The organism is Mycoplasma sp. 1654_15, assembly GCF_012516495.1.
Taxonomy (GTDB): Bacteria; Bacillota_I; Bacilli_A; order Mycoplasmatales; family Metamycoplasmataceae; genus Mesomycoplasma.
Genome location: NZ_CP051214.1, coordinates 284,783 through 311,260 on the forward strand (window position 1 = coordinate 284,783; position 26,478 = coordinate 311,260).

Annotated in this window: 20 protein-coding genes, 3 tRNA genes and 1 other annotated feature; of the genes, 13 read left to right on the top strand and 10 right to left on the bottom strand. The window is 26.3% G+C overall.

The window, feature by feature from the left end; genetic code table 4:
- Positions 1-289: 289 nt before the first annotated feature.
- Genes HF996_RS01265 through HF996_RS01280 form a run of 4 tightly spaced genes read right to left on the bottom strand, consistent with a single transcriptional unit; the run spans position 290 to position 5,249 of the window.
- Entirely contained in the window at positions 290-2,953 is a 2,664-nt protein-coding gene (locus HF996_RS01265) for an Mbov_0397 family ICE element conjugal transfer ATPase (protein WP_168910277.1), read from the bottom strand.
- Positions 2,940-4,178: an Mbov_0396 family ICE element transmembrane protein gene (locus HF996_RS01270; protein WP_168910278.1), complete on the bottom strand. Its 1,239-nt coding sequence runs from the start codon at positions 4,176-4,178 to the stop codon at positions 2,940-2,942. The genes HF996_RS01265 and HF996_RS01270 overlap by 14 nt, the downstream gene beginning before the upstream one ends.
- Positions 4,178-4,492, bottom strand: a complete 315-nt coding sequence (locus HF996_RS01275) for an Mbov_0395 family pilin-like conjugal transfer protein (protein ID WP_168910279.1) — start codon at positions 4,490-4,492, stop codon at positions 4,178-4,180. The genes HF996_RS01270 and HF996_RS01275 overlap by 1 nt, the downstream gene beginning before the upstream one ends.
- A complete protein-coding gene (locus HF996_RS01280; RefSeq protein WP_168910280.1) occupies positions 4,485-5,249 on the bottom strand; it encodes a DNA-processing protein DprA in 765 nt (254 codons plus the stop codon). The genes HF996_RS01275 and HF996_RS01280 overlap by 8 nt, the downstream gene beginning before the upstream one ends.
- Positions 5,250-5,353: 104 nt before the next feature.
- On the opposite strand from HF996_RS01280, the gene HF996_RS01285 reads away from it, so the two are divergent.
- Entirely contained in the window at positions 5,354-6,373 is a 1,020-nt protein-coding gene (locus tag HF996_RS01285; protein WP_168910281.1) for a YihY/virulence factor BrkB family protein, read from the top strand.
- A gap of 60 nt (positions 6,374-6,433) precedes the next feature.
- On the opposite strand, the gene rpmA is transcribed toward HF996_RS01285, so the two are convergent.
- Complete coding sequence (gene rpmA, locus HF996_RS01290; protein WP_168910282.1) at positions 6,434-6,691, bottom strand: 50S ribosomal protein L27; 258 nt, start codon at positions 6,689-6,691, stop codon at positions 6,434-6,436.
- 9 nt (positions 6,692-6,700) lie between these two features.
- A complete protein-coding gene (rplU, locus tag HF996_RS01295) occupies positions 6,701-7,000 on the bottom strand; it encodes a 50S ribosomal protein L21 (protein WP_168910283.1) in 300 nt (99 codons plus the stop codon).
- A 277-nt stretch (positions 7,001-7,277) separates the two neighbouring features.
- On the opposite strand from rplU, the gene HF996_RS01300 reads away from it, so the two are divergent.
- From HF996_RS01300 to HF996_RS01330, 7 genes are all read left to right on the top strand, one after another.
- Positions 7,278-11,759, top strand: a complete 4,482-nt coding sequence (locus HF996_RS01300) for a ZmpA/ZmpB/ZmpC family metallo-endopeptidase (protein ID WP_168910284.1) — start codon at positions 7,278-7,280, stop codon at positions 11,757-11,759.
- A gap of 121 nt (positions 11,760-11,880) precedes the next feature.
- Positions 11,881-13,596 (top strand): phosphoenolpyruvate--protein phosphotransferase, encoded by a 1,716-nt coding sequence (gene ptsP / locus HF996_RS01305; protein WP_168910285.1) that lies wholly within the window; start codon positions 11,881-11,883, stop codon positions 13,594-13,596.
- 83 nt (positions 13,597-13,679) lie between these two features.
- Entirely contained in the window at positions 13,680-14,867 is a 1,188-nt protein-coding gene (locus tag HF996_RS01310) for a M20 metallopeptidase family protein (RefSeq protein ID WP_168910286.1), read from the top strand.
- A gap of 78 nt (positions 14,868-14,945) precedes the next feature.
- Positions 14,946-15,029 (top strand) — tRNA-Tyr (locus tag HF996_RS01315).
- A gap of 3 nt (positions 15,030-15,032) precedes the next feature.
- Positions 15,033-15,107 (top strand) — tRNA-Gln (locus HF996_RS01320).
- Between the two features lie 1,125 nt (positions 15,108-16,232).
- On the top strand, positions 16,233-17,675 hold the full coding sequence (proS, locus tag HF996_RS01325; protein ID WP_168910287.1) for a proline--tRNA ligase: 1,443 nt from the start codon (positions 16,233-16,235) through the stop codon (positions 17,673-17,675).
- Positions 17,676-17,728: 53 nt separating this feature from the next.
- Complete coding sequence (locus HF996_RS01330) at positions 17,729-18,034, top strand: thioredoxin family protein (protein ID WP_168910288.1); 306 nt, start codon at positions 17,729-17,731, stop codon at positions 18,032-18,034.
- A 77-nt stretch (positions 18,035-18,111) separates the two neighbouring features.
- Here HF996_RS01330 and HF996_RS04190 read toward each other — a convergent pair whose 3' ends face one another.
- Both HF996_RS04190 and HF996_RS04195 read right to left on the bottom strand, forming a co-directional pair.
- Positions 18,112-18,696: an IS3 family transposase gene (locus tag HF996_RS04190; RefSeq protein WP_442929188.1), complete on the bottom strand. Its 585-nt coding sequence runs from the start codon at positions 18,694-18,696 to the stop codon at positions 18,112-18,114.
- Positions 18,657-19,226 (bottom strand): IS3 family transposase, encoded by a 570-nt coding sequence (locus HF996_RS04195; RefSeq protein WP_442929189.1) that lies wholly within the window; start codon positions 19,224-19,226, stop codon positions 18,657-18,659. The genes HF996_RS04190 and HF996_RS04195 overlap by 40 nt, the downstream gene beginning before the upstream one ends.
- Positions 18,961-19,047: a sequence feature (ribosomal frameshift element), on the bottom strand. It overlaps the preceding gene by 87 nt.
- Positions 19,227-19,239: 13 nt before the next feature.
- On the opposite strand from HF996_RS04195, the gene HF996_RS04200 reads away from it, so the two are divergent.
- Positions 19,240-19,446 (top strand): hypothetical protein, encoded by a 207-nt coding sequence (locus tag HF996_RS04200; protein WP_442929190.1) that lies wholly within the window; start codon positions 19,240-19,242, stop codon positions 19,444-19,446.
- Positions 19,447-19,658: 212 nt separating this feature from the next.
- On the opposite strand, the gene eno is transcribed toward HF996_RS04200, so the two are convergent.
- The gene (gene eno / locus HF996_RS01340) at positions 19,659-21,011 is read right to left on the bottom strand and encodes a phosphopyruvate hydratase (protein WP_168910289.1); all 1,353 of its coding nucleotides are present in this window, start codon (positions 21,009-21,011) and stop codon (positions 19,659-19,661) included.
- A gap of 236 nt (positions 21,012-21,247) precedes the next feature.
- Positions 21,248-21,323, bottom strand: a tRNA-His gene (locus tag HF996_RS01345).
- A gap of 402 nt (positions 21,324-21,725) precedes the next feature.
- On the opposite strand from HF996_RS01345, the gene HF996_RS01350 reads away from it, so the two are divergent.
- The 4 genes from HF996_RS01350 to HF996_RS01365 are packed head-to-tail and all read left to right on the top strand — an operon-like array spanning position 21,726 to position 26,462.
- On the top strand, positions 21,726-23,063 hold the full coding sequence (locus HF996_RS01350; RefSeq protein ID WP_168910290.1) for an ABC transporter ATP-binding protein: 1,338 nt from the start codon (positions 21,726-21,728) through the stop codon (positions 23,061-23,063).
- Complete coding sequence (locus HF996_RS01355; protein ID WP_168910291.1) at positions 23,053-23,931, top strand: ABC transporter permease; 879 nt, start codon at positions 23,053-23,055, stop codon at positions 23,929-23,931. Before HF996_RS01350 ends, HF996_RS01355 begins: the two co-directional genes overlap by 11 nt.
- Positions 23,924-24,751: an ABC transporter permease gene (locus HF996_RS01360; protein ID WP_168910292.1), complete on the top strand. Its 828-nt coding sequence runs from the start codon at positions 23,924-23,926 to the stop codon at positions 24,749-24,751. The genes HF996_RS01355 and HF996_RS01360 overlap by 8 nt, the downstream gene beginning before the upstream one ends.
- A complete protein-coding gene (locus HF996_RS01365; RefSeq protein WP_168910293.1) occupies positions 24,741-26,462 on the top strand; it encodes a spermidine/putrescine substrate binding protein in 1,722 nt (573 codons plus the stop codon). Before HF996_RS01360 ends, HF996_RS01365 begins: the two co-directional genes overlap by 11 nt.
- The last annotated feature ends 16 nt before the right edge of the window (positions 26,463-26,478 follow it).

A 26,478-nucleotide genomic window follows, 5' to 3' on the forward strand; every position in this document is an offset into this window, starting at 1 on the left:
AGTTTTTTTAGATCATCAACTTGTGTTATTTCGATATTTAATGGTTGGATAAAATTCTGAATTAGGAATATTGAAGTTCAGACCTGATCTGTATGCACCTACAATAGCAGATGAATTTACTTGTGATACAAAACTTCTACTATCTCTATAAACAAAATCTGTTTGTAAGCTAGGATTGTATTCTACAGAAGTTTTGTTATCTATTACTTTAATGTTTGCGCTTGCAAAGAAAACAGGAAAAAATAAACTAACAAGTAATAATAATCAAAACTTTATTTTTAAAAATTTTTTAATTTAAAATTACCTCCTTTTCATATTCGTTGTAGTTTACTCTTAAAAAGTTTTTCTCATTAAAAGAACTTAGTAATAATAGTTGTCCTCTTTTTGCATTTAAAACAAATTGACTATCAAATTTATTTAATAAGTTGGTTTCTTCATTTTCTGCGTTTGAAAGAGGATTAAATATTTGATTGATCATTTTAATATCATCACCTGGAAGATGTAAAAAGAATTTATATTGCATATTTTTTAAAATTGCTTGTGTTTTGTTAATTAAATCTTTAGATAATGCAAAGTCATTTATATTTTGAGTAGAAAGTATAATAGAACCATTAAATTTTCTAATTGTTTTAGTAGTTTGAAAAATAAAATTAAGAGTTGTTAAGTTATTAGAATCGATAAACTTATGAAGTTCATCAATTACTAAAATAAATTTCTTGTTGTTAATAAAATTTTTGTTAATTTTATTTTGAATTAAAAAAATTATCAAGAAAAATGAAGCATTTACAAACTCAACTGAGTTATTTTCAACAAAAGTTTTTGTATCTATTATTGTAAAATTATTTAAAAAATCAATAGTTGTATGATTATTAAACATTTTTTGATAAAGTCCGTTATTTGTAAAATTAGTAATAAATCAGTTTTGAATTTTAATTTTAGATTCAAAATAAATTTTTTCTTCTTGTTCATTTTTAAATTCAAGAAGTCTAATTTCTCTGATTAGATGATCAATTATTGGAAATTGATGATTTTTTAGTTCCAATAAGTTAATATTCGAATCATAAAATCCATATTTTTTGTACATATTTTTAATTGCCATAGTTAAAATTAGTTCTTTTTCTTCATCCAAATTACCATTTAGAATTTTGATTCATTGTAAGAACATTTGAATTTGCGAATTAATTAAGAACAAATTATTGTTTTTTTGATTGTCAACAAGTGATGCACTTATTTGTAATGGATTTAATGACATATTATTTGAAGACAAATCTATTAAAGAAGTGTTCAAAAATGAAGAAAAACTAGTATATTCTCTTTGTGGATCTAGTATTAAAACTGAAGCATTTTGTTTAATATAACTATCTAAAATTAACTTTTTAATTGAGCTTGTTTTTCCTTGACCTGAGGTTCCAAAAAAAACACAATTTGAGTTGGTGTGTTTTTCATCCCTTTTTCAAATATCTAAAATAGCAGCTTTTTGATTGTTTTTCCCTAAGATAAATGAATTTTTGTCAATATTTTTTTCAAAACTAAAAGGTCAACTATAAGAAATATTTCTTGATACAAATTGAACATTTTCGTTAAGTTTTTCATTAGCACCAAATTGTAAATTTTGAAAAGCATCCATTTGTCTAAAAAGTAAAGGGTTTGGCTTGCATTTTTCTAGTTTAATTTCTTTATATAATTTAGCATCTAATTCTTTTTTTAACTGATTTCAATTTTCTTTTTTTGTCAAGAAAAATAAAGAAGAATCAAAGAGTTTTTGCCCTTCTGAGTTAACTAAATGCATAGTCTCATTTAATGCTTCAACTTGTTGTAAATCCTTTTTTGTTCTATAAATTGAAGTGTTGTTGAACGACATAGAAGTTTTGATATTATTGTCAGCTTTATTTAAAATTTTTTCATAATCACTTTCTTCAATAGGATTTAAATGTCAAATCACTCAGGAAGAATCGCAATTGAAAAATGAATTTGCTCAAGCAATGTTTAAATTTAATGAATATTCAGAAATTGTGCTAATTTTGTAAAATTCATCATCAATTTTGAACTTATTGAAGAAAAATTGTGCTTTTTTTACTTTTAACAAATTATCCAAGTTTTCAAAGTCTTTTTCACTTAATTCTTTTTCTGTTGATTTACCAACAAAAGATTGTAAAAATTTAAGCGTTTTTAATTGATCTAAAGATTGTGTATAAATAAATAATTTTTCAAATTCATCAATAATTATTTCTTCATTTTGAAGCAATTTTTCTTCATCTTCTGCATAAAGTACTACAAAATATTGATCATAACTTTCAAAAACATTCATTGATGAAATTTCTTCTCAAGACTTATAAAGATAGTTATAAAAAGCATTATAATCTTCGTTTTTAACATCTTTGTGTTGGATTAAGTCTTCAATTTGTTTATTTAATGATTCAATATTAGTTTCGTAATTAAAGTTTTTGTTAGTTTTTACAAAACTAATTTTAAAATCCAAAATATTTAAAATACTTACAAAACTATTTAAGAAAATTTGTCTTTCATTTTGATTTTGAATTCAAATATTTTTACCATCAAATTCGATCACTTTTAATAACAAATTTTTCTTTTTGAGTTTAATAATTCCGTTTTTTTCTATAGATTTATAGATATTGATTTTCGAAGTGTTAGCAGATGGACTATTAAATTTATATTTTTTATTTTCTAAAAGATACTTTAAAAAATAAATTAAAAATTGTCAAATCCGCATATTTCATGTAGGTACAAAAATTAATAAAATAGCTAATAAAGAAAATAAAACTATAATTACACCAATAGAAATTAAATCTCTATAAGGTACGCTAGCTGGTACAACAAATCAACCAAGTGAAATTGAAATAACAAAAATTAAAAAAGAAACTATAAGATCAGAAAAATAAAAGTTTTTAAAAATATGAATTTTATTTTTCTTAATCGACTTAGGTTGTAGCATTTATTTCCTTGTACATTTTAAAAAATTTATGGTCTTGGAAATCTAATTTTGGTGTCTTATAGTCTTTATTTTCTATGTTTCATTCTATGTTAAATTGATTATTATACTTCGCAAACAAATCCAAATTTAATTCTGGAAAAGCTTGTTTTTTATTGAATTGATACTTTGGTTCGTTGTTAAGATTTTGTAAATTTTCAACACTATTTTCGTGTTTATTAGTTACAAAATGTTTAGCATTTTTAAACAAATCTTGAGTTTGAACAAAATGCTGTTTTAATTTATAATTTTGATTTGTAAATTTATAAACTAACTTGTTTAATTGCGTTGAAGCAATAAGTCCGCCTATAATAAAAAGACTAATAATTATATTTTTGTCAAAAATTCCTTGAAAAGACCTCAAATCTCATTTATTGATAATTAAGACGTAAAATTCAAAGAGTCTAAGCCCTATTATAAAACACATTATTGTCAAAACATTTCTTATAAATAAGTTTTTTCAAATTTTAAATCTATATGCATTATCGTAAATCATTGTTGCATAAATAAAGGGACTAACAGAAAATAAAACAAGCATTTGAAAAGTTTGCATTGATACTCTAACAATAGCAGAAGCTAGCGTTTTAAAAGATCAAATTCCAATAAGCGCTGGAAAAAATAATATAGCAGCTGACGAGCCTGGAAATGATAAGAACATACCAATAGTAGGTGCTGAATATTCAAGATTTGCTAAATAGAGTCAATCAGATGCAGCCATTTTGTACGGAAGCAAACTCATAAAAATACTATTTGCTAAATTAGCCTTTATTTGGAAGCTTTTTAAAATAATTTCGAAAAAATTATTCAAAAGTAAAAGTGTAGAAAAAATAATAATTGGAGTTAATAAAAGAAGTACAAAATAAGAAATTATATGTTTTAGTCTAGATAAAAAACTATAATTTTTACTTCTTAATCCTTTATTAATACTTCATTTTAGAAATACAAATAACAAAATAAAAATAAATAAAAATAGACTAACAATAGCAAAAATTTTAAAGTAAATTGAAGTGTTTAATTGGTCAAAATCGAAATTATCAATTCTTTCAATGCCAAAAAGCATAAAGTTAATAAATGAAAAATTGATAACTTCAAGAAGTTTAGAAATTAAATTTAGTAATGAAAATGGTATTTGAATAAAAATAGTTCATATAAAAACAAAAAGTGGAAAAAATAAAGTTCGTTCAAACATTAAGTCGTTAAATTAATAGCAGCTTTAGTTGAAATATCTACTGCATATTTAATACCTATAGAAAATAGAATAACTGTGATAATAAAAACTACAAAAACTATCATTATATGAACTATGTATTGTTTCCTTTTTTGTCCATGTGAGTAAGCAATTTTAATACCTGTATAAACCAGTGCGAACATTAAAATCAAAGCCACTAGTCCGCTAAATGAAGACAAAACAACATATCCTATTGAACTTGCTTTAGTAGCTACACTGTTTAAAATATCTGTTGAATTATCGTTAAATAAAACGATATTTAGTAAATTATTCAAAATTTATCTCCTTATATACATCTTTTACTTCTGTGATTAAATTAGCACCTTGCTTTATTAATTCTGTGTTTCCATCATTTTCAAAATTAATATCTCCTGGAAAGCAAAATATTTCTTTTCCAATCATTAGAAAATGGTTAACTAAATTTTGTATTCCACTTGCTTTTGAAGAAGAATAAACAATTAGATTTTTTGATAAAGCAGCAACTAATCTATTTCTATTTTTTAATCTTTTATATGAAACATTAGTGTTTGGGTATTCAGAAATAAGTAAAATATTCTGATTATTTTGTTCAAACTTAGAAGAAATTCAAGGATTTTCTACTCCATTTGCAGAAACAAAAATTAATTTGCCTTGATTTTGAAGAAAATAGTTGTTAATTTTTTCTTCTACTCCTTTGTAGCCATTTGTGACTAATGTATGTCTTTTTATAACTTCAGATAGTGATTTATCTAAATAAGATTGAACAATTTCATTATATTGTTCACCAACTAAGCTTATTTTAGGTAAATCATTTTTTAGTAAGTTTATGTTCCCTTTGTAAAAAATTACAAAAGGTGGTGTTTTTAAATGTTTAAAAACTTCTGGATAAACAGAGTCTAAGACAGTAAATGCTTGAATGCCTTTTTGTTCTAGGTCATCCATAACAGCTTGAGCGTTCTCGTCGCTTACCCTTTCGTTTTCTTTTAGTGCTTTTAGTATTTTATAAAAGTCACCTTTGTATTTTGTTGCAAAATAAATTAATATTGATTTCATTTTTTTCCTTTCACCTTATATTTCTTAAAATTGGAAAAAAATTAAATAAAAAAATTTTTTTATTAAAAAACGGCTTTTTTTCATAAAATATATAAATATTAATTATGAAGAAACCTAACAAATATATCAAATCCATACTTGTAAAAAAAAAGAAAAATAAATACTTTGATAAAGCAATGTATTTTTTTATTTATTTTATTTTATTAATAACATTAGGTCTTTTTAAACACAAAGACTGAAAAACTAGAACATCACAATATAAGGAATTAATTTCAGGTTCAGTAGCTAATTTATCATCTAATTCTTTTTTAATTGCTACTGGACAGGCTTTTTATATCTTAATTTCGTTTATCCCTATTATTACAGTAATAATGATACTTTTAGCTAGCATTAATTTTAGAATTGGAAATTCAAGCCCATTTAATGTTTTTGTAAAATCAGATATTCTAAATAGATTTATTCCTGGAATAGAAACAGCATTACCTGATTTTTTAGTCACTTTTAAAAAATTAGATTGAAAAAATGTTGGATTTATATTTTTAGTATTTTCAACATTATGAATTAGTATCAACGGGTATTCAAAATTAATAGCAGCACAATCTACCATTTATAATCACAAAAATAAAGGAAGTTGACTTTATTCAAAGCTAAAAGCTCTTTCAATAGTGCTTGCTATAATTGTATTCGTCACAATTTCTTTGATAATTATTACACCATTTATGATGTATTTAAAAGAAGTTGATGCGGCACATTATGAAATTTATTTTTATCTTTTTTGTTCATTTTACTTGCTATTTTTCTTTACAATAGGTTGATTATTAATGTTTAAATGATTACCTGTTTTTAAATTAAAATTTCAAGACATTGTTCCTGGTTGAATTATTGCTTCTTTATCTTCATCGTTATTTGCAATGCTTTTTGGTTATTTAGTATCAAATAAATTTATTAAATATGACAAATACGGAACTATGGCTTCGTTTTTATATTTATCTACTTTTAGTTTGTATATTTCTTACTTTTTTTACTTTGGACTAACAATTAATTACTCATATGCTCAAGTATTTTCTACTAAGACATTTCAATCTAAAAACTTTAGTAAATATAAAGTTGAGTACACATTATAAGAGAAAAAAATTGTTAAAAAAAGAAGTAGGAATTCCTACTTCTTTTTTAAATTTAATTAATTAACGTTTTTCGCTATATACTGAAGCATATTTTCTATTCTTTTTAGTTTCATATTTAACGAAACCTTCAATTAAAGAATATAAAGAATCATCATTACCTCTTCCAACGTTGAAACCTGGAAAGATTTTGGTTCCTCTTTGACGAAAGATAATTGCTCCTGCAGTTGCGAATTGTCCGTCGCTAAGTTTTTGTCCTAGACGTCTTCCGGCTGAATCACGCCCGTTCTTAGTCGAACCACCTGCTTTGGTCTTTGCCATTTCAGTTTTCTATCCTTTCAATTCAGTTATTTTTACACGTGTATAAGGTTGACGATGACCTAGTTTTCTTTTGTGTGTTGATTTAGCATTGTGACGGTAAACAACAATTTTTTTGCTTTTACCTTGCTTTTCAATCACACCTTCAACATATGCATCTTTTACTAATGGGTTTCCAATTTTATTGTTAATCAAAACAATTTCTGAAAAACGAACTTTGTCGCCTTCTTTTCCTTGTAGTTTTTCTACAAAAATAGTTTCATCTTTTTTAACAATAAGTTGTTTTCCACCAGTTTTAATAATTGCAAACATAGTGTACTCCTTATTAATATGGCTCATCTTTGAGGTGCTATGCTTAAATACCTTTTCAGAATGGTTACTTAATAAGTAACAGTTAGAATTTTATACTATTATTTTTAAAAAAGAAATTTATTTTTAGTTTTCTAAAAAAAATTTATAATTTATTAGCTAAAAAATCTATTTTTTTATTTATATAAAATGGTAAATAAAAGCTTAAAAAATTTAATAGATTTTCTTTAATTATTTTAAAAAATCCTTCATTTTTGAAGAAAATTTTATCAGGAAGACAATGTTGTTTAAAAGCAAAAAAAAGAAAAAAATATTAATTACAGGAATATTACTAACAACAATTGCAAGTATTGTTGCTATTCCGGTGGCTATTAAATTCTCTCCTGCTTTAAGAAATCATAATTCTTGAATTCAAGTAGAACCAGGCTTGAACAACGGAACAAACCCAGGAATTAACCACGGTGATGATGACTTTAATACTGTTGTAGAAGATCCAGTAGTTATTGATAGACTACCTTTAGATAGACCAGAAGTGATTTTGTCTTCAGTAGATAATCATATTAAAACTAATAATTCTCAATTAGATTTTAATATCATTGACAGATCTCAATCTTTTAAAAGCCTAAAAGTAGAAATTTTTGAAGATGATAAATTAATTTTTACCCAAGAAGAAACTAAACAAAATAATGATTCCATTTCCTTAAAAGCACCAATTTTAAGTCCTAAGAAAAAATATAGAGTTGTTTATTTAGTAACATATTTTTCTGATGACAGAAGAAGTAAAACTAAATCATATACAAAAGTTGTTAATTTAAATTTTAAACCTGAAGAAGAAAAACAACCTCCTACTGATACTCAAGAACAACCACCTCAAAAAATAAATATTGAAACAGTAGAAGAAACAATAACACCATTTGCAGTTTCAGATAAAAAAGCTTTAAAAATTAATAAAGAAAATATAAACAAATATACTTTATTTAGAGTTGATGAGGACGATCATTTAATTCCAATTAATTTCTTGAATGAAAGACCAAGAGATATTACAAATTATTTCGTTAAAGTATATTATGATAACCAAAATGCTTCATTTTTAAAGGTAAATCGTATTTTTTCACAGAATAATTCTTATTTTGCTTCTGTCGACAGTGTTAACGATCAATTAAAAGATAAAAATGGAAAACCACAGAATTTAATCTTCAAACTTAATGAAAAAAATAATAATCAAAACATCGAAAATTCCATTCCTGTCTTTTCTTTTGCTGATTTAATTGATAAAGTTTCAAAAAATCCAGACGCTAATTTTATAGTAAAAAATGATTTAACTGCTACAGATCCTGATTCAGACAAAGACAGAGCTTATATTTTAGAAGAATTTAAAGGTCATATTAATTTTAATAATAATACTATTATAGGGCTCAAATTACCTTTATTTGACAAGATAAAAGATGCAACAATAGAAAATTTAAATGCAGTTGAAATTGGTATAAATTCAAATGCTAAAAATGTAGGTACTATAGTAAATTCAGCTAAAGGAAGTGTTATTAGAAATGTTTATGCTGAAGGTACTATCGCAGGTTTTGATGGTATAGGAGGTATATTAGCTTTCGGTAAAGATACTAAAATTTATTATTCTCATTTCGAAGGCTCTATTTTTGCAAAAGATTATATTAATTCAGAAAATATTAGTATTTATTTTGGTGGTTTAGTATCAGAACTATCAGGACCAGAATCTACAGTAGAAAATTCTTCAGCTAATGTAAAAATAACAACAATTGGTACAACAAATAATTCTTTAATTAGACAAGCTGGATTAGTAGGAAGATTAATAGATGCTGCTCGTGTTACAAAATCCATGAGTTTTGGTAAATTGTTTCCAAGTAAGTGAAATGCTTATTCTGGAGGTTTAGTTGCTACTACTTGACAGCGTGGAAAATTAGACCATTCAATTTCTTTAATAGATGCTACAAAATACTTTAGACTTCATGGTGATGATGACTATACAAACAACTGAGACATTAAAGAAATTTATGGTGTTAAAGAATATTCAAAAGGAAGAAAAGGTAGATACTATAAAGAAATTTCAGTAGCAGATTTAGCTTCAAAAATGAAGGGATTTGGAATAGTTTTAAACCAAAATGTCAATGTAAATAACTATTTAAATAAAGAAGATAAAATAGCAAACAACTTAAAAAATCAAGATTTAATTATCAAATATAATCTTGAAAAATTACTTCCTTTTTACGATAGTGCATACATCAATTTTTTAGCAAAATCTGTAAATAAAGATTCTAATATTGCAAAAAAATTAATTAAATATGTCATTAATTTTAAAGACGATAAACCTATTTACGACGATTCAGAAGCAAAAACACTTAATAAAATTAAAATTCTTTACCAAGATAAAAGTGTAGATTACAAAACCATAGAATTTAAATCAGATTTTGAAAACATAGCAGAATATTATATAGATGATTTTAAAGCAAGTTATACGCCATACGCTCTTAATAAACAATACAAATTAAATCCTGCTAGACTAGAGTCATTAAAAAATTTATCATATAACAATATTTACTTGCAATACTATTTTAATATTACTGCTGATAAGTTTGAAAAGCTTTTTTATGAAGATTCTTTTAATGAAATCAAGAACAAAATAGAAGGAATTTTAAACAAAATTCTTTTTAATGAATTCTCACAAATACCTGATTCTCAAGAGTTAAGAGACGCGATTTTTGAAAAAGTTTACAACAACAAAGAAAAACTGCTTTTTGCAATTTCTTACATAAATCGTTGATATGATTTTAATGTTGATGATTTAAATGTAAAAGATGTTCTTTTTTATGCATTTAATTATTTTAGTGATAAAAAGATTTCCGTTTTAGACTGATTAATTTCAATAGCTAACTATCCAATAGGTTTATTTACTGCCCAAAATAATCTAAGTTTCTTTGATTCTCTAATTTCTCCATATGTCGGAGGATTAGGTCTTTATGACTTTTTAGAATCTATTGTTAATTATGGAAAAACAAGCAAAGTAGATATGAATCAGTGATTGATTGAACATTCAAAAGTCAATATTCAAGAAGCGAAATTAACAGAACCTGATGCAATAAAACTACAAGAACAAGATCCTTACAGATACTCAACAAAATTATGATATAAAATGCAATTAAGAGGTCGTTTTTCTCATCTATTATTAATTTTGTTAACCATGAAACAAACCAGAGCTTATTTAGTTACTTCAGTTTCAGGACTTACTTTCGGAATGTACGAAACATATGCTTGATTTGGTAACAAACCAGGAGATGTTCCACAAGAACAAATCGACAAAGATATAAAACGAATAGATGCTTTAGTAAAAGAACATACTGAGGCAGAAACACATTATTATAATTATTGATGAAGAGTTCTAAGTCCACAAAATAGACTAAGATTAGTTGAAAACATTTACACTTCAGATACATTATTTGTTTCTATTCCTGATCCAAATCATCCAGGAAGAGGTACTCGTCGTTATATTCAAGATCAAAGAGAAAATTATAAAAATGTTGTAGGTTATTACCAATTTCTAGGACCAGCCATTAACTGAAGAAACACAGCTCCTGGAACATCTGCAGTTAGTTGAGGAGATACCAATTATTTTACAGGAGCAGAACTTTTATATAATTGATCTCAAGGAATTTATACTCATGAAATGACACACAGTTTAGATGGTCGAGCATATTTTAATGGTTTAGGAAGACGTGAAGGTCTTTACGGAGAAGTTTTTGCTTCAGGATTGCTAGAATCTGCTGTTTGAGTAGATACTCATGAAGGTATTGCACTTAATACAGTAAAAACAGATACTAGTCAAAAATCACAAGACAGAAGAATAATTAATTATTCGCCAGACATATTTAAAAATGCTACAGATCTTAGAAATTATTTTAAACATGAGTTTGATTTAATTTATTTAATGGAGATTGCAGAAACAGAAATTTTTAGTGAAATGATGAAAGATCCTGCTAAGAAAGAAAAACTTAGAGATATCTTTATGACTGCAATTACAAATCCAAGTGGAGCCAACGTTTTTGAAGCCATAAGTAAAGAAAAATGAAGCCAAATGCATCTAGATTCTATTGATGATTTTGTAGATAATGACATTATGCTTACATTAGTTTGAGAACCTGCAACTATTCGTCAAAATTGATATTATTTCTGATCTTTACCAGATTCATTATATGGAACAGCAGATAATCCTCAAGGTTCTCCTGGAGATATAACTTTAAAAAGATTTTCATATGAACTATTAGGTGAATTTGGTTGAGATAATGGTTTTGTTCCTTATTTATCTAATCAGTACAAAAAATTTAGTCCCAACAAAAAACTAAGTGATAATTTAGTTTTTGAACATCTTTTTGAAAAAACAGCATATGAAGGTAAAACTGTAAAAGAATTTAAAAAATTAATGTACAAACAGAGAAGCAATAAGAAGGATTTACTAAAACCAGTTTCAATAATAATTCCTGATTATAATCCAAAAGGAAATAATGTTTTTCCTGGCAATAAATTTACTGTAAATAATTATCAAGAACTAAAAAATAATCTTAAAAAAGCTATAGAATATGATTTAGATCACAATAGCATTGGTTATAAAAGAAGAAATAGAAATGCCGCAAATTCTAGTGTTTGAAAGAAATTTAAAAAAGCAATGATTAATGGTTATTTAAAATCAACAAATGATTTTAAAACTTCCATTTTTAAAGAAAATGAAGAAAAATAAAGCAATAATAATGTGTTTAACGCACATTATTTTTTATTTTTCTTTTCCTTTTTTATTTTTTCAATTTTTGTTTCTTCTTCCTTTATAATTCAAATAATCATTTTTTGAAACGAGGATTATTATGAAAAATATAGAATTTAAAGGTATTGGAGCTTCTTCAGGAGTTGTGAAAGCCAAAGTTTACAAAATTGAAGAAGTTGATACCAAAATTGATGAAACTAAAATTGAAGATATAGAAAAAGAAATTTCTTTGTATAAGAAGGCTTTAGAAAAGTCAATTCAACAAATAGAATCTATTAAAGAAAGAGCAAAAAACAAGCTAAAACAAGAAGAATTAGACATTTTAGACGCTCACATTTTAATTGCCAACGATCCGATGATAAATGATGAAATTATTGAATTAATTTCTCAAAAAGAAAACGCTGTTTATGCTACTGATTTAGTTGCTAGAAAATACATTGATTTGTTTTTAGATATGGAAGATGAGTATATGAGAGGTAGAGCTTTAGATATAAAGGATTTAACTACCAGAATTATCAAAAATTTATTAAACATTGATTTATTAGATTTAAGCTTAATTTCTGAAGACGTAATTATTGTAGCTAATGATTTAACTCCATCTGATACAGCTCAATTAAACTCATTTGTTAAAGGATTTCTAACAAACATAGGATCTAGAACCTCGCATTCAGCAATTATGGCTAGAAGTTTAGAAATCCCTGCTATTTTAGCTTTAAAAGATATAACTGAAAAAGTACAAAACGGTGATATAGTAATTATCAACGGTGATACTGGTGTTGGAGTTATTAATCCTTCTGAAAATACAATTTTAGAGTACAACAAGCAATATGAAGAATATACTCAAATAAAAAAAGAATTAGAAACCTATAAAAATAAAGAGTCAATTTCTAAAGATGGTAAAAAAGTAGTAATTGCAGCCAACATCGGAAATGTAGAAGATGTAGAAGCAGTTTTGAAAAATAATGCAGATGAAATAGGACTTTTTAGAAGCGAATTTTTATATATGGATGCTAGCAATTGACCAACAGAAGAAGAACAATTTCAAGCATATAAAACAGTTTTAGAAAAAATGAATAATAAAAAAGTTGTTGTCAGAACTCTCGATATTGGAGGGGACAAAATTTTAAAATATTATAATTTTGCAAAAGAACTAAATCCTTTTTTAGGTTATAGAGCTATTCGTTTGTCATTAGACAGAACAGATGTTTTTGAAACTCAATTAAGAGCTTTGATAAGAGCTTCTGAGTTTGGAAATCTTGCGATTATGTTTCCAATGATAGCAACAGTCGATGAGTTTTTAGAAGCAAAAAGAATTTTTGATAAAACTTTTTTAGAAGTAAAACAAGAATTTCCTAATGTTAAAGACGATATAAAAGTTGGAATTATGATTGAAATACCAGCAGCAGCTATGATTGCAGATAAGTTAGCAAAATACGTTGATTTTTTTTCAATAGGAACTAATGATTTAATTCAATATTCTATGGCAGCAGATAGAATGAATGAAAAAGTAACACATCTTTATCAACCTTTAAATCCTTCAATTTTGAAGCTAATTAAGCTAACAATTGATGGTGCTCACAAACATAATAAGTGAGTTGGAATGTGTGGAGAAATGGCTGGTGATATTTATGCAATTCCAATTTTATTAGGTATGGGATTAGATGAATTTTCAATGTCAGCAAGTAGTATTTTGAAAGTAAAACAACTAATTTCAAATACAAGCTACAACAAATATAAACATCTTTGAGAACATGTAAAAGAAGCAGATAGACAATCTGAAGTTGAAAAAATTTTAAAAATACATCATACAAAATAAAGAAAAGGCAGTTAAAAAACTGCTTTTTTCTTTCGACTTTTTAAAATTTGTTAAAATTATAGTATTACAGCAAAGGACCAATTATGACAAACGATAAGTTAATTAATAAAATAAAAAACGAAATGCAAACTTGATTAGAAGATACTAGACATTGATTTCATCAACATCCAGAGCTTTCCAAACAAGAATTTAAAACCGCTGATAAAATTGAAGAATTACTAAGATCTTTTGGTTTTGAAATTGATAGAAGCTTGTCTAAAACTTCAATAATTGCTACATTAAAAAATGGAGAAGGACATACTTTAGGAATCAGAGCAGATATAGATGGATTGCCTATGCAAGAAGAAACAGGACTTGCTTTTGCTTCAAAAAATGAAGGAATTATGCACGCTTGTGGTCACGATGGACACATTACAATGGCGCTAGGTGCAGCAAAATATTTAGCTAAATACAAACCTTTTAAAGGAACAATTATTATGATTTTCCAGTGCGCAGAAGAAATAGGTTTTGGTGCACAGGAACTAGTTGATAATGGGTTATTTAAAAAGTATAAATTTGACTATATTATAGGACTTCATGGAATGTGCCATAGCCCAGCAATTGGAACAGCACAAGAAGGAACACTATCTTTTTATCCAAATCAAGATGCTATGATGGCTTCAATGAATTCTTTCGAAATCAAGCTAACAGGTAGAGGTGTTCATGGTTCTGCTCCTGAATGATCCATAGATCCAATTCCTGGTGCACTTGAATTAATTAATAGCATTTATTCTATAAAAACAAGGATGATTCCTTCAGATAAACGTTCTGTAATTTCAGTTTGCCACATAAGTACAGGTTCTGGAACTTCTCCAAATATTATTCCGGATTGAGCACTTATTAAAGGAACATTCAGAACTGTAGATGATCAAAGTACAAAAATGTACAAAAAGGCAATAGATAAATTTGCGAAATTCACAGCTAAAAAATACAATTTACAATTAGATATAAATCAATGAGGTTCACCAGCCGTAATTAATCATCAGAAACTAAATATTCAAATTAAGTCGTTAACTGAAAAAGAATTGGGAAAAGATTTTGTTTCTTGAAGCCAACAAGTTATGGGAGGAGAAGACTTTTCTTGCTATCGTGAAGGAGCAAAAACAGTATTTGCTTTTATCTCGACAGGTGAAAATGCACCTTTACATAATTCAAAGTATAACTTTAGCGATAAAACATTAGCTTATGGTGTAGCTTATTTTGTAAATGTGGCTAAATATTTATTAAAATAAAAAAATATTTGACAAAAATTATTTTTATGTTAAAATTAATATTGCTTCAGAAATAAAAACTATTTTTAAGCAATATCCGGGGGGTTTGCAGAGCGGCCAAATGCGGGTGGCTGTAACCCACTTTCTTCGGATTCGGGGGTTCGAATCCCTCACCCCCCACCATTTTGCCCCATAGCCAAGCGGTAAGGCAACGGTTTTTGGTACCGTCATGCGTTAGTTCGAATCTAACTGGGGCAGCCATATGAAATTTCACTGCAGTTAACTTTTATTAAAAATAATTTTTATAAGAGTTGACTGATTTTTTTTGTAAAAAAGATTTTATTACTGTCTTTTTTCAAAATTATTTATAAATTAACATTAAACAAACTATTTTTTTGCATGGTTTATTAAATCCTAAATTTATATATGTAATCAAAATTACTTCTAAATATAAAAAAGTAAAAGATAAAATAAAAATAGTATTTATTGCGCATTATATTATTAAATTATTTTATTTTTTATGAATATTGTGTTTATTAAGTAATAAGAAAAATAATTTTTCTCTAATATCAACTGAACTAATATAGGTTAGCTAAATATATTAATTTTTGTTGATTTTCCAATATTAGAGTTCCTTTGTTAAAAAGTAAATTATATAGTTTCATTAAGTTAAATTTATAGACAAAAAAATTAAAATATAATCAGGTTAAAATAGTAAAACTTCGAAATTTTTATGGCTTAAAACATTATTGCTATTTTTTGTAACTAAGTACGTACTTTAAAATTAAAGTTAAATTGCAGAAATTTTATAAATAAATTTACAAAGAGCAAATTCCTTTTTATATTTTAATTTTTATTTACATAGAATTTTAATTTATTCATATACATTAACTCCCTTTCATATATATTTGTATTAATCAAGATCAAAAGTTTTCCAAGAACTAAATCAACCTAACCCTTTCATTTTCAAATCTTATATCATTTTCAGAGTTGTTATTTTTATTAAAACTTAAAAGTGTTTACATTGTTTTATTAACAGTCCTTTTTGATATTAATTTTTAACCCTATTTCTTAGCATTTGGCATTCCTTTCTATATTTTAAATATTTAAGTTTGGACAAAAGATCTAAAAAAGAATTTTCTTACTTTATTAAATTTTTTATTTGGAACTTTATAAATCATTATTTGTTTCCTTTCTATCTTTATATTTTAATAAATTTCCATTTATGTAAATTGCCTTTCGTTTGCATAAATTTATTGAATAATTATTCAGAATAATAATAAAATCATTTAAATGAAAACAAAAAGTAAAACTCTCTTAATTTTGAGTTTTACTTTTTTTTATATAATATAAATACTAATTTTTTAAAAAGAGGAAAGGAATAAAATGAAAAAATTAGAAAAAATAACTCCTTGAAATGAAGATTTTGCAAAGTGATATGTAGATGTAATTAAACAAGCTGAATTTATGGAATATGGACCAATCAAAGGAACTATATATTTTAAACCCAATTCTTTTGCTCTTTGAGAAAAAATTCAAGAAAATTTAAATAAATATTTTAAACAACATAATGTAAAAAATGTTTATTTCCCACTATTAATTCCACAAAGTTTTATAAACAAAGAAAAAGAACACGTTAAAGGTTTTGCGCCAGAATTATTAACCATTACTCACGCTGGTGAAAAGAAATTAGCAGAAGAACTTTATGTTCGTCCTACATCTGAAGTTCTCTTTGCAGATTGCTTTAAAAAAGAATTAGCTAATAATAATCAATTACCTTTAATTTATAACCAGTGGACTTCAGTTTTAAGATGAGAAAAAAACACAAATCCATTTTTAAGAACTACTGAATTTTTATGGCAAGAAGGACACACAGTTCACACCAATGCTGAAGAAGCTCAAAAATTAGCTAGAACTATGATTGAAGTTTATAAAGACTTTATAGAAAATTATCTAGCAATCCCAGTTATAGTTGGAAACAAAACAGAAAGAGAACGTTTTGCAGGAGCTGTAGAAACTTATACCGTTGAAGCTATGATGAAAGACGGAAAGGCTTTACAAAGTGGAACTTCACATTATTTAGGTCAAAATTTTTCCAAAAGCTTTGACATTATTTTTAAAAACACTAATAATGAGTTTGAAAATCCATATCAAACTTCTTGAGGAGTTTCTACAAGATTAATTGGTGGATTGATAATGACACACGGAGATGATAGAGGTGTAATTATTCCACCTAAAATTGCTCCAGTTCAAATCGACATTTTAGTGCTTTTTTCAAACAAAAATCCTATAGTTTCAAAGACAGCTCAACAAATTTTTGAGAAATTAAGAACAAAATTTACACCAAGAATTGATGCCTCAGATAATCAACCAGGTTATAAAGCATCTAGATCTGAAGTTTTAGGAACTCCATTGAGAATAGAAGTAGGTCCAAGAGATTTAGAAAAAAATCAAGTAACTTTAGTTAGACGTGATACTTTAGAAAAATATCAAGTAGATGTTGAAAAAGTGTTTGAAAAAGTAGAATTTTTGCTCGATGATATACAAAATAATTTATATAATCAAGCAAAAACAAGGTTAGTTAATAATCTTGACACCGCTTTAAATTATGAAGAATTTAAAAGCAAAATAGCACAAAATAAATTTGTTATTATTCCTTTTGAAGCAAATGAAGAAATCGAAGAACAAATACAAGCAGAAACAGGAGCTACAACACGTTGTATACCTATTAATTTAGAAATAGTTAATGAACTAAAAAAGATTAACAATAAATGTTTCTTTACTAACAAAACAACAAATAGATTTGTAATCTTCGCAAAAGCTTATTAATATTTGTTTTTTAAATTATAATATTAGTATTAAAAAGAAAGGTATTTTTAATTATGTCAACAAAAATTAAAGAAACTACAAAATCTGGAATTTTCCCAGCAATAACAAACGATAAACAAGCACTAGTTGTATTTCACCAAAAAAATTGCGGAGCTTGCATTATGCTAGAACCTGTTTTAGAAAAACTAGTTGAAAAAAAAGATGTAGTAGTTTATAAAGTAGATATTCACAATGATATGGAATACACACGTGAAGTAGGTATTCAAGGAACACCAACTATTTTAGTTTACGAATTTGGAAAATTAGTAAATACATTAGTTGGATATAGAAGTTTAGATCAACTTTTAAAAGCTTTATAAAATTTTAAGCATTAATACAAAAAAACACTTGAAATGAGGTGGCACCCTTTTCTTCAAAAAATTTTTGAGTGTTTTAATTAATTATAATTTGAAATGAATGTTTCTCTAAATTTAATGGGAGACATTCATTTTATTTTGTCTTTAATTCGTTTGTGATTGTAATAATAAATATAATTTGCAATTGCTTTGTGAAGTTGTTTAAAAGTTAAAAATTCTTTTTCGTGACCATAAAAACATTCTCTTTTTAATGTTCCAAAAAACGATTCAATAACGCTATTATCTAAACAATTTCCTTTTCGAGACATGGACTGAATTATTCCTTTTTGTTTTAATTTTTCTGAAAATTGTCTATGTTGATACTGTCAACCTTGATCACTGTGAAAAATTAAACCTTCAAGATTTTTGTGTTTGGAAAAAGCTTTTTGAAGCATTTTTCTAATTTGTTGGTTGTTAGCGCTTGTAGACAAATCTCAAGCAATAACTTCACCATTAAACATATCTAAAATTGGTGATAAATATGCTTTTCCAAATGAACCGCTAAATTCAGTTACATCTGTAGTTCATTTTTGATTTGGTTGAGTTGCGACAAAATTTCTATTTAAAATATTGTCTGCAATTTTGCCTACAGTTCCTTTGTAAGATTTGTATTTTCATCAGAACAAATTGCTTTGAGATCGAATTTTTCCATTAATCTGCGAACTTTTTTAAGTCCAATTTTATAGCCTCTATTATTAAGTTCAGCTTTTATTCTTCTTTTTCCATATCTTGCTTTATTTTCATCAAAAATAAGCTTCATTTGGCTTATAATTTCTTCATTTTTCTTGTCAAAATCTTCTTTTTTGAGTTCATAATAAAAAGTAGATATAGGAATAGAAAACTCTTTTAATACTTGAGTTAAGCGAAGATTTTTGTCAGCTTTTACTCTATTATAAATGTTTTTTATTTTTTCTTGCCTTGGTTGATTTGAGTCAAAGATCTCTACCAAGGCTTTTCACTTTTTTAGTACTTCATTTTCCTTTTTTAAAAGTTTAATTTCTTTTTCAAAGTTTTTTTTCTCTTTTTTAAAATGTTTGAGTTCTTCTTTAAGAAGTTTGAGTTCTTCATATACAGATGTTAGAGAATTAGATTGATCTTTACTATTTAAATTTTTTGAAACTTTTGAACGTTTATCATTAAGAATTTTTGATTTCATTATTGGTCTTCCTTTGTTTAATTCTAAACCACTAATCCCCGATTCTAAATATTTTTTTGTTCAAGAAGATATTTGACTTGGATTAAGATTATTTTCAAGTGAAATTTTAACAATTGGTTCACCAGCTAAAAATCTTTTAACAACACTTAATTTTTGATCTATAGTTCACTTTTTATTTCGTGGTTTTTTCTTAAGTCCTTCAACTCCTAATTTGTCATAAATTTTTTTTCAAAAATTTACTTGATTTAAAAAATTTTTCTGACTTGTATTAGCAAAATCGGGCTTTTTAATTTCAATTCCTTTTTTGTTTTTTTACACATTCTAATTTAAATTCTAATGAATATTTCATAAAAAATCCCCTTTTCTATTTTTCTAAGAAAAGGGGATCTGCTCATTTTTTTGATGTTTTTTATATTAATAACTGTAATTTACTTATTTTTTAATGTTGAAAAAAACTTTTTCACCTTTGTATTCTGCAGTAGATTGAATTGCTTCCTCAATTGCTAATAATCTGTTGTATTTTGCAATTCTATCTGTTCTAGAAAGTGAACCAGTTTTAATTTGACCTGCATTTACAGCAACAGCTAAATCCGCAATTGTTGTATCTTCAGATTCACCTGAACGGTGAGAAATTACTGAAGTAAATCCTGCTTTGTGAGCTAACTCGATTGTGTCTAATGTTTCAGAAACAGTTCCAATTTGGTTTAGTTTAATTAATATAGAATTTATAGCTTTTTTCTCGATAGCTTGTTCAAGAATTTTAGCATTTGTAACTGTTAAATCATCTCCTACTATTTGGTGTGTTTTACCAAATTGTTTAGTAAATTCAACAAAACCATCTCAGTCACTTTCAGCCAGACCATCTTCAACAGAAATTATTGGATATTTGTGGAATAAGTGTCCAAAGTATTGAATCATTTCTTCAGTGGTAAATTGAACCCTTGATCCTTCAAATCCTTCTCTTTTTTCTTCAATAGCTTTTTTAAGTTTTTTAAATGTATAAACTCCATTGTGATAAAGTTCAGAAGCAGCTGCATCTATTGCTATAGCCACAGCATTTTCACCTTCTTTTGCTGGTGTAAATCCTGCTTCTTTGATAGCTTCTACTAAAAAGTCTAAAGCTTCTTCATGAGATCTTAAATTTGGTGCAAATCCTCCTTCATCTCCTACTTGTGTTCCATGCCCAGCTTTTTTAAGTAATTTAGCTAAAGTGTGGAAAATTTTATTAGCTACTTGTAAAGCTTCCTTGAAGGTTTTTGCTCCTAGTGGCATTATCATAAATTCTTGAAAGTCTAGTGTATTTGATGCATGTTCTCCACCATTTATAACGTTCAACATAGGAACTGGTAATTGATGAGCATTTGCCCCTCCTAAATAACGATATAATGGAATTTTAAGTTCATCAGCCGCAGCTTTTGCTACTGCTAAAGATACACCTAAAATCGCATTAGCACCTAAAGCTGATTTATTTTCTGTGTTATCTAATTGAATCATCATTTTGTCTAGTTTTCTTTGATTTAAAACACAGTGTCCTTGAAGAGTTATTGCTATTTTTTTATTAATGTTATCAACGGCAGTTTGTACACCTTTTCCACCAAATCAGTTTTTTTCATAAGCTGTTCCTGAATCTCTTAGTTCTAAAGCTTCTCTAGTACCTGTTGATGCTCCAGAAGGAACGATAGCACTACCAAATCCTCCAGCTTCAGTTCAAACTTCAACTTGAACAGTTGGATTACCTCTTGAATCTAAAACTTCTCTGGCTTTAATTTTTGAAATTTTTGACATTTTCGTCTCCTTGATGCTTTTTTGTTCTTATTATATATATTTTAAAATTATATTATTTTTTATTAATTTTTAAAATAACAGTTCAAAAGAAAATGTATAAAGACACAAAAATGCTTCAAAAATGAAGGTAATTAACTTTTTCTTTGATTTTTTATAAAAAAAATACTGATTTTACAGTATTCTTTAGTTTCTTTTTTACAAACCATTTTTTTAAAAAAAGAAATAATCTAAAAAAATGGGGCAGATGACGGGGATCGAACCCGCGTATGTCGGAGCCACAACCCGATGCGTTAACCACTTCGCCACATCTGCCAAAAGTGTAATAAAATTATACTATTTTTTCACCAATTTATTAAATAATTTTCAATATTTTTTTGCTTGATGTACACAAAAAATAAAAATCTTGGACCTAAATTTGAAGAATAAAAAATATTAAAATATTTTTGCCCTTATTTTTAAAAATTTGCTATAATTTTTTGCTATCTATGATTATTTTAGAGTTACCAAACGACATTGTTAAGTTATATAAATCTTTAAAGTTAATGTATTGTGCATTAGCTTTTTATTTGGTTGAAGTAACTCAAAATACTTTCGACAAGTTCCCCATCTCTCTTCATTAGAGAAGGGGTTGCAATCCTTTATATAATGAAGTTTTAAATTAATATCAAATAATTTTTTATTTTTTTACAAAATTATTATATTGAAAGGTTTCAAATGACTAATTTTAAAAAAGAAGAAATTTTAATTTCTTTAGTTGATGTAGAAAAAGAATTTGATGGTAAAAAAATACTAAATCAAATAAATTTAGACATCAAAAAAGGTGAATTTGTCACTTTATTAGGTCCATCAGGTTCAGGAAAAACAACAATTTTAAGACTAATTGGAGGTTTTGAGTGAACCACTAGAGGAGAAATTAAATTTAATGGTGTAGATATTAAAGACATCCCGCCTCACAAAAGAGATACAGCTACAATTTTTCAAGATTATGCTCTCTTCCCTCATCTTTCTGTTAAAGGAAATATAAAATTTGGTTTAAAACTAAAAAGATATCCTTTAAATAAAGAAGAAATTAATCCATTAACTTTGAAGCGTTTAGAAGAATATAAGAAGAAATGAAGCCTAAAAGCTAAAGAAAAAATGGAAGAATTAAACAAAATTCAAACCGACTATGAAAAGCATATTGAAGATCCAAAAGTAGACTTAAAAACCAAGAAAAAATATCAAAACTGACTTGATGATTCAGATTTTAAATATTCATATTGAGAAAATTTTGTTAGTTCCAAAGTAGAGGCATTTGAAAAAAAATATCTCACAAGAAAAATAACAAAACAAGAAATGGAAAAAGAAATTTCCGAAATAATTGAACTAGTAGGTTTAAAAGGAAATGAAAACAAATCCATTCACGAACTTTCTGGAGGTATGAAGCAAAGAGTAGCTCTTGCTCGTTCTTTAGTAATTGAGCCTGAAATAGTTTTGTTGGACGAACCTCTTTCTGCTTTAGATGCTAAGATTAGACAAAAAATGCAAGTATTTTTGAAGGATATTCAACAAAAATTAGGTCTTACATTTGTTTTTGTAACTCATGATCAAGACGAAGCTTTACAACTTTCAGATCGTATTGCTGTTATTAGAAATGGAAAAATTGAGCAATATGATAAAGCCAAAAACATTTATGATTATCCGATAAATAAATGAGTTGCAAATTTTATTGGTGATTCTAATTTTTTTGATGTTAAATTTCTAGGCAATAAAAAAGTTTTACTTTTAGATAAAGAAATTCCTACCATTCATTCAGAATTCCAAATTAATCAAGTAGTTGATGCCTTAATTCGTCCAGAAGATATAGATATTGACTTACATTCTGGATTTTTTAAAGGAAAAGTAATAAAAAATTCCTACAAAGGTTCATATTATTTTGTTGATATTGAAGTACAAGACAAAGTTATTTATGTTGAAACAAATGATAATTATGATGTAGGTCAAGAAGTGTTTTTAAAATGAGATTTAGATGCAATTCACTTAATGGAAAAAGAGAGTAAAAATGAAAGCTAAATCCTTTAAAAATAAAGTATTAAAGTTCTTTTTTGACTTTAAAAATTCTTGAAATTTAAGACTATCACTTTCTTTGCCTTACATTATTTTTAGCTTCATTTTTATAGTAATTCCCTTATTGTTGTTGTTTATAAAATCAGTTGTTTCTGTTGATTTTGAAAACAATCATCAAAGTGTTACAACAAACTTTTCAGTTGTTAGAGAATCAAGTACTTGATTAATAATTTGAAGATCAATTTATTTAGGTATTTTAACAGCTTTAATTTGTTTAGTTTTTGCCCTTCCTTATGCTTTTTTTGTTTCCTTTAACAAATCGAAAGCTTTCCAAATTTATTCAATTTCTCTAATTATTTCACCATTAGTTATTTTTACAATTGCAAAAGTCTTTTCTTTAAGAGCACTTTTTGTAGCAATTTTTGACGATGGTGATTTGAATAATCAAGGATTTATGCTTCTTGGGCTTGTATTTTTAAATTTTCCATTTATGGTTATTCCTTTATATACAGTGTTTAAAGATATGTCCAAAAACCTTTTAGAAGCTTCAGCTGATCTTGGTTATAATAAGTTTCAAACTTTAATTAAAGTAGCTCTTCCGTATGGTTTAAAAGCTATATTTTCAGGTATTGCTCTAGTATTTTTAATGGCAGCAACTAGCATTGTAATTTCAGACAAACTATTACCTAGTGGACAACAAAACCAACTAATCGGAAACTTAATTAATAACAGTGCTAATCTTACAAATCCTTTTGATTTAGCCAAAACTTCCTCACTTGTTTTAATTACGATTTTAGTTTTATTAGGAATTTATGGACTAATTTACTTCGTTCCGATAGCCATTATGAAATTAAAAGGAGTAAAACATGACTAAAATAATTGACTACATCAAAGAAAAAGAAATACTTAAAAAATCTTATGTTTGAATAATTTTAATTTTGTTTTATATTCCGATAATTTTTGGTGCAGTATTTTCTTTTAATGCTCCATCAAAAAAAGGTTTTATTTCCACAACTTGAAATAGTTTTTCTTTACAAGCTTTTAGTGATTTAGCTAAAGTTTCATTTGCTTCTGCTTTAGTAAATTCAATCATTATAGCAATTTCTACCACACTAATAGTTATCATAATTTCATTAATTACAGTTTTTGCGCTTTGAAAACAAAGAAATAAAAGTGTAAAATCCTATGTTAATCTTTCTTCAAATATTCCATTAATTAATCCAGATGTTATAACAGCTGTTGCGATGGCAATTATTTTATCCTTGTTATTTGGAACATTAATAGCTACAAAAGAAGGTTTAATCAGAGCAATAGTTTCTCATGTTGTAATGACTTTGCCATATGGTATTTTGCTTCTTTATCCTAGAAGTGAAAAATTTTCTAAGACTTTGTTTGAAGCATCTCAAGACTTAGGATACAACAAATTCAAAACCTGATTTTTAATTTACTTAAAATACATGATTCCTGCTGTTATTTCAACTTCAGTTGTTGTTGTCTTTTTATCATTTGATGATTTTATTATTACTAAAATTACTTCAAATTCACAAACAGTAGGAACCTTACTTTATCAAGGAACTTTTAAAACCTGAGCATTATTATTAGGTGCTATTATGTTGATTTTAATAGTAGTTGGAAACGTATTTTGAATTAGATATAAATTAAAAAAAGATAAAAGAGGTAGAAATGAAATTTAAGTTCAAATCTAAGTACAAATGAGGTATTTTTGGCTTCTTTTTTCTTCTTATTTGTTCATTAATGATAGCAGCAAAAATTCAGTTACCATTTAAACCTTTGATCATGAATTATGAAGCTTATATTTCTCAAGCAGGAAGAGAAGAAGTTGAAAAAGACTTCGATTATAGAGAATTTGGTGATGTTTCCGAATTTACCAAAGCCATTGAAGATAAAAGAACAATAGGAGGTGTAGGTTCTGATTTTCAAATTGCAAGATTAGTACAAAAAAACTTGATTCAAAAAATTGATTGATATAAACTTTTTGAAAATTCAGAAAATGAAAAATTAAAAGAAGGTTTTCAAACACCTGAAAATTATTTTTCTTTAAATCAAGAACAAAAAAAGGCTGTTTTATCAAGAAAAAGAAGCACTTTTGAATCTTTAATTAGACCAGAAGTAGTAAAACATATTGATGAATATGATCAATTTTTAGTAGATAAAGAAGGAAACAAAATAGATACAGACAAAGATGGAATTGCTGATCGTTTTTGAGAATTTTTTATCCCATATTACACACAAGATAAAGTAATTGCTTACACAATAGGTGATTACGAAAAAAATAATAAAGTTTATGACATAAAACCTGAGCTTGCAAAAAATCAAAAATATAAAGAAAATAAAGAACAGATTCAAGACAAAGGAATTGAATTTTTAGATCAGTCAGTTGCAGGAATTGGAAAAACTCTAAGAGAATATGGTTATAAATATTTCGAATGAACAGAAGCTATGAGAGATAATTTATTATTAGGTTCAGAAAAAGTAGGAAATTATTCTGGGGTAGTTACTAAAGATAATTACAAACAACAAATTGATGGATTTGTAAGTTACATTAAAGATATTACTGGCAAAGACTTTGAAGACTTAAAGTTTAATTACTACAATTCTTCAGGACTTGAATTAGCAACAACTTTAATTGATATTGAAAAAAAACCAGAAGTTGGTTTTATATATAATGGAGATGCGTTGGATGCTCATTATAGTCAAGATAATTTTGAATGACTTGAAGATGGAAAAACTTTAAACATTATTAGACCTAAAAACAATCTAACATTATTAGATGGTTGAATAATATTAAAAGATGTAGAAACAAATGTAGTAAATCAACTATATAAAACTTTATACAACTCAGTTTACAAAGGTGAAGATTATTCAAAAGACCAAATGCTACAAATGTCTTTAGAAAAAACAAAATATAAAGATGAAAATGACAATAAATTCAAATATGGTTATGTTTTAAATTTTGAGAACTTACCTAATTTGGCAAATTTTGACTTTATTAACTATACACCTTCATTTATAAATACTTTTGAGTTTTTTAAAAAGACTTATTTTAATGATGAAGTAGAGACTATTAAACTTTTAGATGAAAATGATAATCCTACACAAGAAGAAGGATTTTTGATTAAAGATGAAAATGGAATTGTTCAAGCCACAGAACAAGATCCAACATTAACTTTTGATCAATTAGTTGCAAAAGCAGAAGAAAGATCTTCATTATTCGGATTAAATATTTACCTTTCACAGCAACCAAAACAAACAGTTTTTGGTCAGAGACCTGAAGATTTTCCTGAAGACCCAACTTTTGACATTCACTATTCTTTTATAGCTCCAGTTGACGAAAATCTAGATTCTAATATTAGAACTTATTACAATATGAAAACAAAATCTTAATTTTTATATATAATTA